Consider the following 15,954-nt stretch of genomic DNA (forward strand, 5'->3'; position numbering starts at 1 on the left):
GGGATGGAAATGACGGATGACGAACTGAATCGAAAAATGGAATTTATTATTGAACAACAAGCCCAGTTCACTGTGGATATCCAACTCCTCAAAGAAGCGCAGGCGACTACCAATGCTTCGATAGCCCAACTGACCAAAGATGTGCTGATGCTGGCTGATACTCAATCGCAAATGCAGGAGCAGGCTGAAGTAGATCGTCAGGAGATGCGAGATGGTATCAATCAAATGATTTCGATTGCCGAGGAAATGCGGAATCTGGCTCGTGGGCTGGTGACAGCCCAGATTGGGACGTCACAACGGGTTTCAAAAGTGGAAGACCGGCTTGATCGGCTGGAATCTGGGTCCTCATCCTAAAGGGCAGGCTTTAAATTGGCCTGGGGTTGAAAAGGAGAGACGAACATGACAGATGACGAACTGAATCGAAAAATGGAATTTATTGTTGAACAGCAGGCTCAGTTTACCGTGGATATTCAACTGCTCAAAGAAGCACAGGCGACTACCAATGCTTCGATAGCCCAACTGACCAAAGATGTGCTGATGCTGGCGGATGCTCAATCCCAAATGCGAGAAGTTCAATCGCAAATGCAGGAGCAGGCTGAAGCAGATCGTCAGGAGATGCGAGATGGTATCAATCAAATGATTTCGATTGCCGAGGAGATGCGGAATCTGGCTCGTGGGCTGGTGACAGCCCAGATTGGGACGTCACAACGGGTGTTAAAAGTGGAAGACCGGCTTGATCGGCTTGAGTCCGACCAACCCTGAATATTCAATCGAGGTGAATATGGCGTTTCGAGTTCGACAACTTCAAATTCTAGCCCTGGCCCTGGTTCATTTGATTCTTTTTGGCGTGACTGGCTGCGCTGATTCAGCCGCTTCTGATGCTCCCAGCCCAAAAAACAGTGTGGCGGTGCAGACCCAACCACCTGCTTCCATTCTCAATGAAATTGCTGGCTATACCGGGTGGCGAAAAGCCAATCCTGGTCCGTATCTTGTCCCCAATCGAACAGCCGTGTTGTGTGCTGCTCCCGTTCCACCGCCAACATCAACCCCCAATCCCCACGAAGACAAATTCATCACCGTGTATGTCAACGAAATTGGTCGCCAGGCGCTGACCGAAGCCGTGGAACCCAAATTCCCGGTTGGTTCGATCATTGTGAAGGCAAAACATCCGACCCGTGAAAGCACCCAGCCGGAACTGCTGACCGTGATGATCAAACGTCAGGCTGGTTTTAACCCGGAGGCTGGTGATTGGGAATTTGCTGCCATTGACGGTGATGCGAAAAAGGTTCAGGCCCAGGGGAAGCTTGAAACCTGTCAAGGGTGCCACATTCCACAAAAAGCGCAGGATTTTGTCTTTCGAACCTATATGGCGCGTGGGGTACGGCGGCTGTAACTGTTCAGGGTTCAGGGTTCAGGGTTCAGGGTTCAGGGTTCAGGGTTCAGGGTTCAGGGTTCAGGGTTCAGGGTTCAGGGTTCAGGGTTCAGGGTTCAGGGTTTTCGAATTCATGTCCCTTATGTCCCTTATGTCCTTTTTGTCCTTTTGTTTGTTTGCCCGGAACCCAGAACCCCGAGCCCGGAACCCGAGAAATTAAGCTTTTGCTTGCAAGGGAATTCACGATTGAGACAAAGTAGGGGGTGCCCAAACGTTGAGCCAACCTCCATGTGCTCAACACCTCTGTGTCGAGAAATCAAAAAATCTTACCCGTTATGAACTGAATCCGCTGAATTATGAAAAATCTATCTGATTGAATTATAACTATTTACCCGCTTCATAATTCATAATTCATAATTCATCCTTCATAACTGGTTTTACCCCCTTGGAGCATTTCTTGTATGTACTACAACAAAGGAAAGACAACCAAACAGGCTCACGTCAATGTTCCTGAAGGTACGTTTGAAGAGCAGCACGGACGTGAAGGTTTTTTCGGCCCGGTTTCGCATCTCTACCACAATCATCCCCCGACCAGTTGGACCCGCATTGAAGGTCCGTGCCGACCACGGGCGTTTGATGCCAATCGGATTGAGGCATCGGGTACCAATCAGGTAACGCCGCTGCTGTACAACAATGATGTCTCGTTTTCGATTGCCACCTGGACGCAGTCAATGGATCACTTTGCTCGCAACGGCGATGGTGATGAAATCTGGTTTGTGCATAAAGGCGCCGGGATTCTGGAAACGGATTACGGCCCGCTGACTTTTTCACGTGGAGATTATCTGGTCCTGCCACGGGGTGTGACCTACAGGTTTGACCTGGCCCAGGATTGCTTTTTCGTCTTGATCGAAACCAATGGAACACCCCTTGAGCAACCCAGCCGGGGCATTATTGGTCAGTATTCGCTCTATGATGCCAGTGCGGTTCGGGTGCCGGATCCAACGCCCGTAACCGCTACCCAGGCCGAGTATGAAGTCCGCATCAAGCGCGAAGGCGAATACACCTCAGTCTATTATCCATTTCACCCGCTTGATATTGCCGGATGGAAAGGCGACCTGTTTCCCTGGGCGCTCAACATCGCCGATTTTTGCCCAATTATGAGCCACCGGGCACACTTGCCGCCGAGTGTGCATACCACGCTGGTTGGAAAAGGATTTGTGGTGTGTTCGTTTGTGCCGCGCCCGCTCGAAGAAACACCAGGGGCGATGCGCGTTCCGTTCTGGCACCGCAACATTGATTTTGACGAAGTGCTGTTTTACCACGACGGCGATTTCTTCAGCCGTGACAACATCACGGCGGGAATGATTACCTTCCACCCGGTTGGCATCCATCACGGGCCACACCCAAAAGCAATTGAAAAGAGCTGGGCGCCAGGCAAGACCCACACCGATGAATACGCGGTGATGCTTGACACCCGACGGCCTTTGACAGTCGCTGAATCGGCAGCGGCGCTTGAATGGCTCGAATATCATCAGTCCTGGCGGACGTAGGTCTAAAGGCGTCGGGCTAAGGGCTTGGGGCTGAGGGCTGAAGAAATTGAGTGATTCTGTCTTGAACCCCACTTCTTCAGTCCTCAGCCTCAAGCCCAATACCTTCAGCCCTGAGCCCATTTTCTTCAGCCCTAAAAAGGGGGAATGGATATGTCCAGTGTCGTCAATCCGATAACCCAAACCAGTGTTAGTCCTGGGCAACGAGTCCTGGAAGCTGCGGAACCGAGATTGGCGGTACCAGATCACACCATGCTTCCAGATCGAGATGGAACTTTTGTGAAAAACTTTCAGGAGCACCCACAAAGTATCCTTTTGACGGAGACCCTCCGTCCAGTATTAAGTCAGCGGTTTCCAGATGGTCAGTATTGTATTGGCCAGGACAGCGGAATTTACTGGCGGTTGAACATGGACCCACCGGAGCGCGGTGCCGAATCTCCCGATTGGTTTTTGGTCGTTGGTGTTTCGCCAGCACTGGATGGAAAACCCCGGCGGTCCTACGTGATGTGGAAAGAATTCATTGCGCCGTTGATTGCGCTGGAGTTTGTTTCCGGAAATGGCTCAGAAGAACGAGACCGAACGCCGCTCAAAGGGAAATTCTGGATCTATGAACAGGCATTGCGGATTCCGTTCTATGGTATTTATGAACCTGAGAAATCCATTATTGAAATGCACCATTTGGTGGATGGAACCTATCGGTTGCTCCCGCCGACTGAGCTGGGGCGATATGTGATTGAACCACTGGGTGTGGAATTGGGACTCTGGCAGGGTTTGTATTTTGGGTTTGACTTACCCTGGATGCGCTGGTGGAGCCGCGAAGGGGAACTGCTCCCAACCGGAGATGAGCGGGCAATTCGAGCTGAAGCTGAAGCCAAACAGGCGCAGGCGGAAAGGGAAGCCGCTGAATCGCGGGCCCAGTTGTTCGCCGAAAAACTCAGGGAACTGGGCATTGATCCAGACACGGTTGGGAAATAATACCATTTGGGGCTGAGGGTATCGGGCTAAGGGCTAAGGGAAATACAATTTTTTCAATAATTTAGCTTTTCCGTAATGCGATAGGTTCATTCCAAAATGGTATAATATCAATTTGTTGTCAGTAGCTTAACTCTATTTCTTTGAGTTACTCCGTTACGGAAAGGTCGGATTGAGCATCCTGAAAGGCTGCAGTTCGGATAGCCGGTCGGTTGCGAGGTTTTGGGAGCTACCACCGGGAAAGAGTTTATTCTTCCCATATTCTCCCTGCGTCGCCGCGCCCTGGGGCGCGGGCGACGCAGGGAAAAAAAGAGAACCTTCGTGTCCGGTGGTAGGCCCAAAGCGGCCAACCGACCAGCTATCCGAACCGCAACGCTTCGCGGTGCACAACCAAAAACTCCACCTGAAAGCAGCTCTCAGTTCCTAATCCGACTTCTTCTGCCCCAAGTCTTCAGTCCCAAATGAAAAAAGCCCGGTGGCAGTTTGGATTCTGCCACCAGGCTTCAACCTGGAAAAAGAAGATAAAAGCGTGAATGATACCAGTTTGTGATGGAACTCTGGTATGAGTAAACAGTCAAGTGATTCAACCAAATAAACTTAGCGAACTACTGACTACTGACTACTGACTACAAACTGGTATTAATTTTCAAACCGTTTGAACAGCAATGAGGCATTTGTCCCGCCAAAGCCGAACGAGTTGCTCAGTGCATAGGTCAAATCGGCCTGCACAGACTGGTTGGGAACATAATTTAAGTCACAATCCGGGTCTGGCTCTTGATAATTGATCGTTGGGGCAATGTGCTGGTCACGCAATGTCAACGCCAGGACACAGGCTTCAACCGCTCCGGCGGCACCAAGCAAGTGCCCGGTCATGGATTTGGTTGAACTGACTTTCAGGTTGGCCGCATGGTCACCAAAAAGGTCCTTGATGGCAGCGGTTTCGTGTTTGTCGTTCAACGGTGTCGAAGTGCCATGAGCATTGATATAGCCAACCTGCTCAGGCGCAACACCGGCATCTTTCAGGGCATTGTGCATTGAACGCCGGGCACCGTCGCCGTCTTCAGGTGGTTGGGTAAAGTGATAGGCATCACTCGACATTCCATACCCGACGACTTCGGCATAAATTTTGGCACCGCGAGCACGGGCCTGTTCCAGTTCTTCAAGCACCAGGATCCCCGCACCTTCACCCATCACAAATCCATCCCGCAACCGATCAAATGGCCGGCTGGCTTGTGGTCCCCGGTCATTATGGGTTGACAGGGCACGCATAGCGGCAAACCCGCCAATACCCATGGGCGTGATCGTGGCTTCGGCGCCACCACAGAGCATGGCGTCACATTCGCCCCGACGGATGATGCGATAGGCATCTCCGACCGAATGCGCCCCAGCCGCACAGGCCGTCGAAACCGCCGAGTTTGGACCTTTGATGCCAAATCGAATTGACATCTGACCCGCCGCCAGGTTGATGATGGATGATGGGATAAAGAAGGGCGAAATACGGTCTGGGCCACCGGTAAACAATTTGGTCTGTTCACGTTCAATGATCGTGAACCCACCCAGCGCCGAACCGACAAAAATACCGACCCGTTCGCTGTTGTCCTCGGTGATTTTGAGACCACTGTCATCCAATGCCTCTTGCGATGCCGCAATGGCGTAATGGATGAAAGGATCCATTTTCTTGATTTCTTTTTTTTCGATGAATTTTGCCGGATCGAAGTCTTTGACTTCGGCTGCGATGTGGACTGAAAACCCGGTGGTATCGAAGTGGGTAATTTGACCAATCCCACTTCGACCCGCCAACAACGCTGCCCAGGTTTCTTCAGCGGTGTTCCCCACGGGGCTGACAATGCCGACTCCGGTGATAACAACGCGACGTTTCACAGGGGCCTCCAAAAAACGGGACTATTTGAGTGATTCGAGGTGGGCTTCGATATAGGTGACGGCTTCGCGGACGCTGGTGATTTTTTCAGCATCTTCGTCCGGAATTTCAATTCCGAACTCTTCTTCAAAACGCATGACCAGTTCGACCGTGTCGAGTGAATCGGCGCCCAGGTCATCAATAAACCGGGCTTTCGGAGTGACTTCGCTTTCATCAACCCCCAGTTCTTCGACAATGATTTGCCGCACCTTCTCTTCAATGGCTGAGATATCTGACATAAAAAAGGTCCTTCCTCCTGATTTGTGAAAAAAATTTTGCGTACCTTATTTTTTTTGGTTCAAAGAAGCAAGTCACAATCGAAAGATTCAACTTGCGAAAGCTGCCAGGGAAGCGGGAACGTGCCTGTTTGCAAGCGCATCGCCAATCCCGCCGACCAGTTTAGGAACAGGCTTCACGGACCGCTTCCAACTGGTCCGGCTGTTCAAAATTGAGAACTTTGACCTGATTGTTGATCTGGCGAACCAAACCACTAAGCACGGTTTTGGGGCCGACTTCAACAAAGGTCGTCACGCCTTCGGCGACCAGTTTTTGAATCGAGCCCACCCATCTGACCGGTGAACAGACTTGAGCAATCAGATTGGCGCGAGCCTCGGCACCGGTTCGTTCCAGGTCGGCATTGACGTTAGCCACCACTGGAAATGCCGGATCGGCAAAATCAAGCTGGTTTAAATCAACCGCCAGTCGTTCTTCAGCCGGTTTCATCAGCGCGCAATGAAACGGAGCGCTGACGGGGAGCATCACGGCGCGGGCACCTTTGGCTTTGAGCAACGCGGCGGCACGGGTGACGGCTTCGGCGTGGCCGGCAATGACGATTTGGGCTGGTGAATTCATATTGGCCGGGCTGCAGACCTGATCCTGGGCGGCTTCGGCACAGACGGCTTCGATAGTGGCCAGATCGGCTTTGAGTACTGCCGCCATCGCGCCGACTCCGGGTGGAACGGCTTCCTGCATATAGGTGCCACGTCGCCGAACAGCCACCACGGCATCTTTTAATGACAGCGTTCCAGCAGCCACCAGCGCGCTGTATTCGCCGAGTGAGTGCCCCGCCACAAAAGCTGGCGTCAGGCCCTGACTGGCCAGAACACGATAGGCGGCGACCGAAACGGTCAAAATCGCGGGTTGGGTGTTTGCTGTCAACGCCAGATCCGCTTCCGGGCCTTCAAAACAAAGCTGGCTGATCGAAAAACCTAAACTGGCGTCGGCTTCTTCAAAAACAGTGCGGGCGTCAGTAAAGGTCTCCGCCAGTGCTTTGCCCATGCCAGCATACTGCGAAGCCTGTCCAGGAAATAAAAAGGCAATTGATCCCATAGGTTAGTGGTTAGTGATTAGTGATTAGTGATGAGTTGATGAGTCAGTAGTCAGTAGTCAGTAGTCAGTAGTCAGTAGTCAGTAGTCAGTAGTCAGTAGTCAGTAGTCAGTAGTCAGTAGTCGAGTGTTGGGATTTGAGGACTTGTGTCAAGTGTATTTAGTTCGATTTGAGTTATTTAGGGACAATTCTTTTCAAGAATTTGACGAATTCAAATATCCGGGTTTGGTCTACTGACAACTAACTCATCAACGACTGACTTTCAGAATTTGTATTTGCCCAACCCGCAGTCATCCAGTAGTTTCTGAACAAATGGCGCCATGGTGTCATAATATTTGACACTCTGACTGTATTGTCCACCTTTCAACTGGGGGTTATTGGAAACCGCTTTGAGCAGGGCAGGGCGATCCATTTTGTCGGTCAGGAGCCAGATAACAAGCTGAACTGGGGCCAAATCAACTTTGCCGGGTTGGGCGGGTGTCGGTGCCGGTTGTGACAGAGCCGATGAGGAAACCCCGGTTTCAGGCCGCCGTCGAGCAAAGCAATCAAGAAAAGTTTTGGCATCGCCTTCAATCAGATTTCCCAAACTGTATTTGGTTGAGCGAACAGGTGAAAACTTCTGGAAATTGATGGAAAAAACCTCAACTGTAATGATTCTCAGGCTCTTTGGTGCAATCAGTACCTGTTCGTTCGATGAGACCACCAGGTTAGTGTAGTACTGCTGGTTTTCGCTCCGCAGTACTGTACCGGCTTGGATGGCAACTGCAATTGGATGATCGGTCTGATTGGTGATTTTGAAATCTATGTTGCGCCCATAGATGGTCTGTTCCGGATTGGTGGTCAAGACAATGCCATCCACCGAAACATCCCCTCGTTCAACTTGATCCTGAAGCTTTGCGCGCTGGTCTGACTCAATCGGAAGCCGGGCGCCATCTTTGCAACTGACGGTGAAACAGAGCCCAACCAGGAAAAAAAAGAGACATAGGGGTGAAGCGGAGCGAGGAGCGAACTGAGAGCGAGTAGCGAGTAGCGAGTAGCGAGTCGTCAATCCAGGAAAGCGAGAGGTCAGCCAGTTTTTTTGAATTTTGAGAGATTGATAACTCATTTGAAAGAAGCTGCTCTGTTGAATTGTTGATTGACTACTCGCTACTTGCTACTGGCTCTTTTCTGACTACTCGCTACTCGCTACTCGCTACTCGCTCTCAGTTCGCTCCTCGCTCTCGGTTCGCGCTACTTCACTCACCTACCACCGAACCACCATACTGCCCCAGGTGGCACCGGCGCCAAAGGAAGAAAACATCAGGACGTTTCCACGCTGGATTCGACCAACGCGGACACATTCATCCAGGGCAATTGGAATTGAAGCTGATGATGTGTTGCCAATCCGGCTGATGTTGGAATAAACCTTCGTGGCTGGTATCTGTAACCGCTCTGCGACAGCATCGGTAATGCGCTGGTTGGCTTGATGGGGAATCAACAGGTCAATGTCAGCCGCAGTCATTTTGACTTCATCCAGCACCTGGCGGGAGGTTTCGGTCATACTGCGGACAGCGACTTTAAACAGTTCATTGCCGCGCATTTTGATAAAGTGAAGCCGGTTTTCAAGTGATTGCTCACTGGCTGGATGCAGGGTGCCTCCGCCTGGAGTGAACAGATAGTCGGCAAAATCGCCATCACTTTGGATCCGACTGGCCAGAATTCCACGCCCAGTTTCCACACGGGTCATGATGGCAGCGCCAGCACCGTCACCGAAAATCACACAGGTGGACCGGTCAGTGTAATCAACATATCGGGACAGGATTTCAGCGCCAATCACCAGCACATTTTTGGCCTGCCCGGTGGCAATAAAGGCATTGGCCGTGGTGACGCCATATAAAAATCCTGAACAGGCAGCCACCAGATCATAGGCCGCGGCCTTTTTGGCCCCGAGCCGGGATTGGATAAAGCAGGCGGTCGAAGGCAGAGCCATATCCGGGCAAACCGTGGCGCACAAGATCAAGTCAATTTCGGTGGCTTTCAAGCCGGCGGCATCCAGGGCCTGCTGAGCGGCAGCCGAGGCAATCATTGAAGTCGTTTCGCCAACTGCGGCAATGTGGCGTTCCCGGATGCCGGTGCGGGTCATAATCCAGTCATCAGAGGTCTCGACCAGTTTTTCAAGATCGGCATTGGTCAAAACTTTCTCTGGCAACATGTGCCCGGTACCGACAATTCCTGCTGAATACATAACACTGAATCTCCTTGGAAACTAATACTACGGCGAGACTTCGGATTTAACCTGCGAAGCGGGTGTTGGCTCGTAGCCCAGGGTGGAGTCTTCGAAACCCTGGGCTACGAGCCATCGCTCAGTTCCTGGGCTGAAAATCAAGTCTTCCGCCCTCAGTTCTAGGGTTTGGCGGAATTTCGGCGCTTGCTGGAAACTTGATAGGTCTCAGCAAGTTCGGATTCGATCAGCCGGTTGACTTCGAGTTGGAGTGATTCTTTGGCGACTCGGATCGCGTTGCGGATGGCTTTGGCGGTTGAGCGCCCATGACAGATAATGACCGTTCCTCGTGCTCCCAACAAGGGAGCCCCGCCGTATTCCTCATAATCCAGACGTTTTTTAAATGCCTGAAATGCCGGACGCACCAGATAGGCACCCGCCTGGGTATCAATCCGGCGCATCATTTCCTCTTTGAGCATCTTTTGAATGGCATCAATGAGCCCTTCGCTGGTTTTGAGGACCACATTGCCGGTAAATCCATCGCACACGGCCACGTCAACCGAGCCGGTCCAGAGGTCTTTCCCTTCAATGTTGCCAACGAAGTGAATCGAGGAGGAGCTTTTGAGGAGTTTGTGGGCTTCGCGTGTGACTTCATTGCCTTTGCTTTCCTCTTCGCCGATGGAAAGCAACCCAATGCGTGGGCGCGGATGATGCAGAATTTTTTCCGCATACAGTCCACCCATCACCGCAAATTGTTCCAAAAAGGCAGGTTTACAGTCCGCATTCGCGCCGACGTCAAGCAGGAGTGTTCCCTGGCCATTAACCGTGGGAAGCATCATGGCCAGTGCTGGACGTTCGACTCCGTCGAGGGTGCCGAGCAGAAGCGCGCTGGTCATCATCACGGCACCGGTGTTTCCGGCACTGACGACGGCGTCCACCCGTCCATCGCGGAGTAACTGCATGCACACACGAATGGTTGAATCTTTTTTGCGCCGAACGGCCCGGGCCACATCCTCACCCATGGTGATGACTTCGGTCGCATTCACAATTTCGATTGGTTCGTTGGTCCACCCCAGGTCACGAAGTGCATTTTCAATCAACCCGGATGGCCCAACCAACACAATATGAACGCCCAATTGACGGGCTGCTTGCAGAGAACCCTCTAGTTCGCTGGCGGGTGCGTGGTCTCCGCCCAATGCATCAACGGCAACTCGCAGCATACGTGTTTTGATAATTCCTAAAACTGAAAGAATTCGACCGGGTGTCCGTCGGAGAGGGGCAGGTTAGAAAAAACCTTCCTGCCACGGCGGGATGAAGAATGGCGTCGTTTTGGATTTGGCATGACCTTTACTCTCCTGGCACAAAGTCTTGAAAAGAATAGATTTTTTTGGCACTTGAGCTATCCATTCCGAAGGAAGGTCTGAGATGTGAATTCCGGGTCCGATTGGCAAAAACATGCTTGAGTCCCAAAAATTGACTTGAGGTCGAACTTCATTTTGTGGGTCAGAAGCCGTGCAATTGAGGGCAACCAGACAGGTGAGTGGAAGGCATCAACATGGGTGAACCCACTCGGGCGGAAGCCAAGGAGCGCAAAAGTGCGTTATTATAAGGGCATACGCGTTTTTGTCAATCGCAGAGCAGCAGAGCGTGCGGCATGAACTGGGGGTGCTTGTCCGAAGGGACGCATTGTGGTAGTTCTAAGGCACACGCACTGAGTTCTCGTTCTTCGATTCCAGGTACCAGGTTTTCAATTCCCAAATACCAGATTCAATGTGATTTGAGTCCGACTACAGGTTATTGATTATGATTCGAAACTTGAAGTTTGATGACCGGGGGTTACTTCCAACAACTGTCCAGGATACCCGTTCGCACCAAATTTTAGTCCAGGATTTTATGAACGCCGAAAGCCTGGCACTGACCGTTCAATCGGGAACGGTGTGGTTTTATAGTGCCAGTCGCAACGAAGTCTGGTGCTCGCGCTCGTCATTTGGTCACGTTCATCGCGTGGTGGACATTGCCCCAGACCCGGAAGGCACAGGGCTGCGGATCCAGGTTGAAGTCTGTGACCCAGTAGCGGATGAGTCAAAATCACCTGATGCCCGCCGTGCCCGTTTATTGTCAGCCGTTCCACCAACCCGATCCGTCGTGTCAGATCCATTAAAGTCTACGCTCTCAGTACCTGAAGTTGGTGTGGTGGATGTCAATGCGCTCGAAGTCGGTATTTTGCTTGAGCAATTGTACCGGTTTATTGAACAGCGCAAGCATCTCCGCCCAGAAGGGTCCTACACCACCTATCTGCTCAATGCCGGGTTGGATCGAATCCTCAAAAAAATTGGCGAAGAAGTCACCGAAACGATCCTGGCCGCTAAAAATGGTTCACCCAAGGAACTGTCGGCTGAAGTGGCCGATATATTGTTTCATATTCTGGTGTTACTGGTTGACCGGGGTATTCCGCTCCGGGAAATTCTGCTGGAACTGAATCAACGAGTCGGAAAACCATCAGAGCCAAAATCAGGAATGAAGAATTGAGAATGAAGAATGAGGTATAGCTTTTCAGATAAATATTTCCTGAGTTTCTATTGTGGGAAATCTCAGAAACTATTGAGAAATTTGGTTTTATTTTCCGTGTATTCCGTGTATTCCGTGGTTTCTTATTCTGAAAATCTATAGAATAGAAAACACAAACAGATCGAGGCGACAAAAACAACCAGAACTTCAATCGCCATTCCCCAAGGATTCATTCACTGAACTCTTCCCAACTGCCCTAAATCCTGACCAATACTTTTTATGCCTGACATGACACCTGCCACCTATGCTGATTTTCTCAAATTGACCGAACAGGGAACTGTGATTCCGGTGATGAAAACCATTCCATCGGATTTACACACTCCGGTCAGTACCTACTTGAAAATCCAACCCCGAAGTCCCTATTCGTTTCTCCTGGAATCAGTTGACGGTGAAGAAAAGATTTCCCGCTACTCACTGGTGGGAAGCAAACCCTACCTGATCGCTCGGGGTCATGGGGTGGAAATGGAAATGACAGGTGATTCAGTCACCGAATTTCAACACGTCAACCTGTTTGAAGGGCTGCGAAAATATATGGGGCGGTTTATTCCGGTGCATATTCCCGACCTGCCCCATTTTGCAGGCGGAGCGGTTGGATATATTGCCTATGACGCCAACCACTGGTTTGAACCAGCCGTTTCAGCCAAGGCTCAGGACGACACCCAGATGGATGAAGGGGTGATGATGTTTTTTTCGTCGGTTCTGGTATTTGACCATTTGCTCCAACAGATAAAGATTGTGAGCAATGTGTTTACCGATGGGCAAACCAGTGGACTGGAGGAAAAATACCAGCAGGCGGTGGCCGAAATTGAGGAACTTGAAAACCTGATGATGATGGCGCCGGTCACGCCGCGCCGCCGCAAGCGAACCGAAGCCCCAATGCTGAAATCAAGTGTGACCAAAGATCAGTTTCAGGCACTGGTGGAACGGGCCAAGGAAGCCATTCATACAGGCGATGTCTTCCAACTTCTGCTGGCACAACGGTTTGAGTTCAATATTGCCAGTCATCCGTTTCAAATCTATCGTGCCTTGCGGATGGTGCACCCTTCGCCGTTTATGTTCTTCCTGAATATGAATGATGTTTCGATGATGGGAGCTTCGCACGAAATGTTGTTGCGCTGTACTGGCCGCCGGATTGATTACCGGGTGGTTGCCGGAATGCGGGCGCGGGGGAAAACCGATGTGGAAGACGATTTGCTCGGGGCCGAACTCGGTTCTGATGAAAAAGAAGTGGCCCAGCACAGTATGATGGTTGATGTTGGTCGCAGTGATGTAGGCAAAGTTGCCGATTATGGGTCAATTGAAGTGACCAAACTGGTCAACGTCGAACGCAATACCCAGGCGATTCAACTGGTTTCAAATCTCAAGGCTGTTTTGCGCACAGGCACTGATCGGTTTGATGCGCTGGCAGGTTGTTTTCCGATGGCAACCATGCTGGGCGTTCCAAAAATTGCAGCGATGAAATTGATTGATGAATTAGAGCCAGTCCGGCGCGGTGTTTTTGGGGGAACGGTTCTCCATCTGGATTATTCCGGGAATCTGGATGCCTGTGTGGCGCTCCGGACGATTGTCGTCAAAGGGCAACGGGCACTGGTTCAGGCGGGAACCACGATTGTGCATAACTCTTCACCTGAGCGAGAATTTGTTGAAACGGTCAATCAGGTCCGCACATTGATCAAAGCCATCGAAATTGCTGAGAAAGAACTGTGAATCAGGGTTCAGGGTTTTCGGAAGGGATGAGGGATGAGGGATGAGGGATGAAAAAAATCACCTTGTCACCTTGTCATTCTGTCACCTTGTCATCCTGTTAGGGTTCCGGGTTCCGGGTCTTCGAATTTATGTCCTTTAAGTCCTTTAAGTCCCTTTCGTCCTTTTCTTTCCCTGACCCCCGACCCCTAACCCCCGAACCCTGACCCCGGAACCCTGAACCCGGAACCCCAATCAATATGAAACCTTTTCGTGAAACACTGCAGGAAGATCGCATCTATGTTTTTGATGGTGCGATGGGAACGATGCTCTATTCCAAGGGCGTCTATGTGAACCGATGCTATGACGAGATTTGCCTTTCAAATCCGGGGCTGGTTCAGGAAGTCCATCGCGAATACATCAAAGCTGGTGCTGAAATCATTGAAACCAATACCTTTGCGGCGAATTTCCCCAAGCTCGAAGCTTTTGGCCATGCCAATTTACTCCAGGAAATCAACTACAAAGCAGCCAAAATTGCCCGCGAAGTTGCTGGGACACAAGCCTGGGTTGCCGGGGCGATTGGTCCACTGGGCATCCGCATTGAACCCTGGGGGCCGACTTCGTTTGATGAAGCCCGCAAAATGTTTCGTGAGCAGGCTGAAGCATTGCTTGATGGCGGTGTGGATCTGATTGTTCTGGAAACATTTACCGATCTTTCGGAAATTCGGCAGGCAATGCTGGCAGTTCGCGAACTGGATCAGGAAATTCCGATTGCCACGCTGATGGCGATTCAAGAAGACGGCACCACCGGATATGGGACCAGCCCCGAAGTCTTCACCAAACGCCTGGAAGAATGGGGCGCTGACATTGTGGGCCTTAATTGCAGCGTTGGGCCAAAACCCATGCTCGAAGCGATTGAACGCATGGCCCTGGTCACCGATTTAAAACTCTGTGCCGAACCAAATGCCGGTCTTCCACGCGATTACCAGGGGCGCAAGATTTATCTTTGTTCGGCTGACTACATGGCAAAATATGCCAAGCGGTTGATCCAGGCCGGAGTCAAATTTATTGGTGGATGTTGTGGAACGACGCCAGAGCACATCAAAGCCATCAGTTCCGCCGTCCGGGCACTTTCTCCCGCGCAACGCCACGAACATCACGCCGTCCAGATTGATTTCAACAGCCGTCCGCATATTGAAGCCGTTCCACAAGCCGAAAAATCAAACTTCGCTCGAAAAATTGTCAACGGCGAATTTGTCACCAGCATCGAAGTCGTGCCGCCCAAAGGCTGCGATCCTACGAAAATGATTGAAAGTGTTCGACTTTTAAAGGCGGCGGGCGTGGATGCCGTCAATGTGCCTGATGGTCCGCGTGCTCAGTCCCGAATGGGTGCCATTGCCACGTCGGTGATTTTGCAACAGCAAGTCGGCATCGAAGCTGTGGTTCATTATTGCTGCCGGGATCGAAATTTGCTGGGGATGAACTCTGATTTGCTTGGTGCCGCCGCACTTGGAATCCACAATGTGCTCTTGATTACCGGAGACCCGCCGAAAATGGGCCCCTACCCGGATGCCACCGCCGTGTTTGACATTGACTCGATTGGGTTAACGAACATGGTCAACCAACTCAACCAGGGAATGGACCTGGGCGGCAACCCGGTCGGCAAACCGACCTCGTTTTTCATTGGCGTTGGCGTCAACCCGACCGCAATTGATTTGAATCACGAATTGCGGCGCTTTGAATGGAAAGTGGATGCTGGCGCCGAATATGCGATTACCCAGCCGATTTTCGACATTGATGTGCTGAAAAACTTCCTGCGTCGGATCGAACATTGCCGGATTCCAGTGATTGCTGGTATCTGGCCGCTGACAAGCTTCCGCAACGCTGAGTTTCTCCACAACGAAGTCCCCGGCGTGGTGGTCTCTCCCGAAATTCTTGACCGAATGCGCAAGGCTGACAGCCAGGAAGCCGCCCAGCGCGAAGGTCTGGCGATTGCCCGCGAAATGCTCGAAGAAATTCGTCCACTGGTGCAGGGCGTGCAAGTCAGCGCTCCGTTTGGCCGCGTCCCCTATGCACTGGAAGTTCTTGAAGTGCTGAAGGTTAATCAATAGTTGATAAGTCAGTAGTCAGTAGTCAGTAGACAAAACCAGGATGTTTCGGTTTAGAGATTTTTTGGGAAGAATTGTTCATAACTGACTCAAATAGAATCAAATGCACTTGACAAAGAATTCAAAACCCCAACACTCGACTACTGACTACTGACTACTGACTACTGACTACTGACTACTGACTACTGACTACTGACTACTGACTACTGACTACTGACTACTGACTACTGACTACTGACTACTGACTACTGACTACTGA

At 51.2% G+C, this 15,954-nt stretch carries 14 protein-coding genes; 8 read left to right on the forward strand and 6 right to left on the reverse strand.

Going from position 1 to position 15,954, the window contains the following annotated elements; genetic code table 11:
- The first annotated feature begins 9 nt into the window (after window positions 1–9).
- From HY774_14385 to HY774_14405, 5 genes are all read left to right on the forward strand, one after another.
- Entirely contained in the window at window positions 10–354 is a 345-nt protein-coding gene (locus HY774_14385) for a hypothetical protein (GenBank protein ID MBI4749672.1), read from the forward strand.
- A 45-nt stretch (window positions 355–399) separates the two neighbouring features.
- Window positions 400–762, forward strand: coding sequence for a hypothetical protein (locus tag HY774_14390; protein MBI4749673.1), 363 nt, complete (start codon window positions 400–402; stop codon window positions 760–762).
- A 19-nt stretch (window positions 763–781) separates the two neighbouring features.
- Window positions 782–1,393: a cytochrome P460 family protein gene (locus tag HY774_14395; protein MBI4749674.1), complete on the forward strand. Its 612-nt coding sequence runs from the start codon at window positions 782–784 to the stop codon at window positions 1,391–1,393.
- 440 nt (window positions 1,394–1,833) lie between these two features.
- Window positions 1,834–2,922, forward strand: a complete 1,089-nt coding sequence (locus HY774_14400) for a homogentisate 1,2-dioxygenase (protein ID MBI4749675.1) — start codon at window positions 1,834–1,836, stop codon at window positions 2,920–2,922.
- Between the two features lie 150 nt (window positions 2,923–3,072).
- Window positions 3,073–3,894, forward strand: a complete 822-nt coding sequence (locus HY774_14405; protein ID MBI4749676.1) for a Uma2 family endonuclease — start codon at window positions 3,073–3,075, stop codon at window positions 3,892–3,894.
- Window positions 3,895–4,530: 636 nt separating this feature from the next.
- Here HY774_14405 and fabF read toward each other — a convergent pair.
- The 6 genes from fabF to plsX form a co-directional block, all read right to left on the reverse strand.
- Complete coding sequence (gene fabF / locus HY774_14410) at window positions 4,531–5,772, reverse strand: beta-ketoacyl-ACP synthase II (protein ID MBI4749677.1); 1,242 nt, start codon at window positions 5,770–5,772, stop codon at window positions 4,531–4,533.
- A gap of 21 nt (window positions 5,773–5,793) precedes the next feature.
- Window positions 5,794–6,039: an acyl carrier protein gene (locus tag HY774_14415; GenBank protein ID MBI4749678.1), complete on the reverse strand. Its 246-nt coding sequence runs from the start codon at window positions 6,037–6,039 to the stop codon at window positions 5,794–5,796.
- A 169-nt stretch (window positions 6,040–6,208) separates the two neighbouring features.
- Window positions 6,209–7,138, reverse strand: a complete 930-nt coding sequence (gene fabD, locus HY774_14420; protein MBI4749679.1) for an ACP S-malonyltransferase — start codon at window positions 7,136–7,138, stop codon at window positions 6,209–6,211.
- 260 nt (window positions 7,139–7,398) lie between these two features.
- The gene (locus HY774_14425; protein ID MBI4749680.1) at window positions 7,399–8,241 is read right to left on the reverse strand and encodes a hypothetical protein; all 843 of its coding nucleotides are present in this window, start codon (window positions 8,239–8,241) and stop codon (window positions 7,399–7,401) included.
- Between the two features lie 138 nt (window positions 8,242–8,379).
- Entirely contained in the window at window positions 8,380–9,360 is a 981-nt protein-coding gene (locus tag HY774_14430; protein MBI4749681.1) for a ketoacyl-ACP synthase III, read from the reverse strand.
- Window positions 9,361–9,518: 158 nt separating this feature from the next.
- Entirely contained in the window at window positions 9,519–10,556 is a 1,038-nt protein-coding gene (gene plsX / locus HY774_14435; GenBank protein MBI4749682.1) for a phosphate acyltransferase PlsX, read from the reverse strand.
- Window positions 10,557–11,139: 583 nt separating this feature from the next.
- On the opposite strand from plsX, the gene hisE reads away from it, so the two are divergent.
- From hisE to HY774_14450, 3 genes are all read left to right on the forward strand, one after another.
- Entirely contained in the window at window positions 11,140–11,865 is a 726-nt protein-coding gene (gene hisE, locus HY774_14440) for a phosphoribosyl-ATP diphosphatase (protein MBI4749683.1), read from the forward strand.
- Window positions 11,866–12,123: 258 nt separating this feature from the next.
- A complete protein-coding gene (locus tag HY774_14445; GenBank protein MBI4749684.1) occupies window positions 12,124–13,611 on the forward strand; it encodes a chorismate-binding protein in 1,488 nt (495 codons plus the stop codon).
- A gap of 236 nt (window positions 13,612–13,847) precedes the next feature.
- A complete protein-coding gene (locus HY774_14450; protein MBI4749685.1) occupies window positions 13,848–15,698 on the forward strand; it encodes a bifunctional homocysteine S-methyltransferase/methylenetetrahydrofolate reductase in 1,851 nt (616 codons plus the stop codon).
- Window positions 15,699–15,954: the final 256 nt, after the last annotated feature.

This window comes from Acidobacteriota bacterium, assembly GCA_016208495.1.
In the GTDB taxonomy this organism is placed as follows: domain Bacteria; phylum Acidobacteriota; class Blastocatellia; order Chloracidobacteriales; family Chloracidobacteriaceae; genus JACQXX01.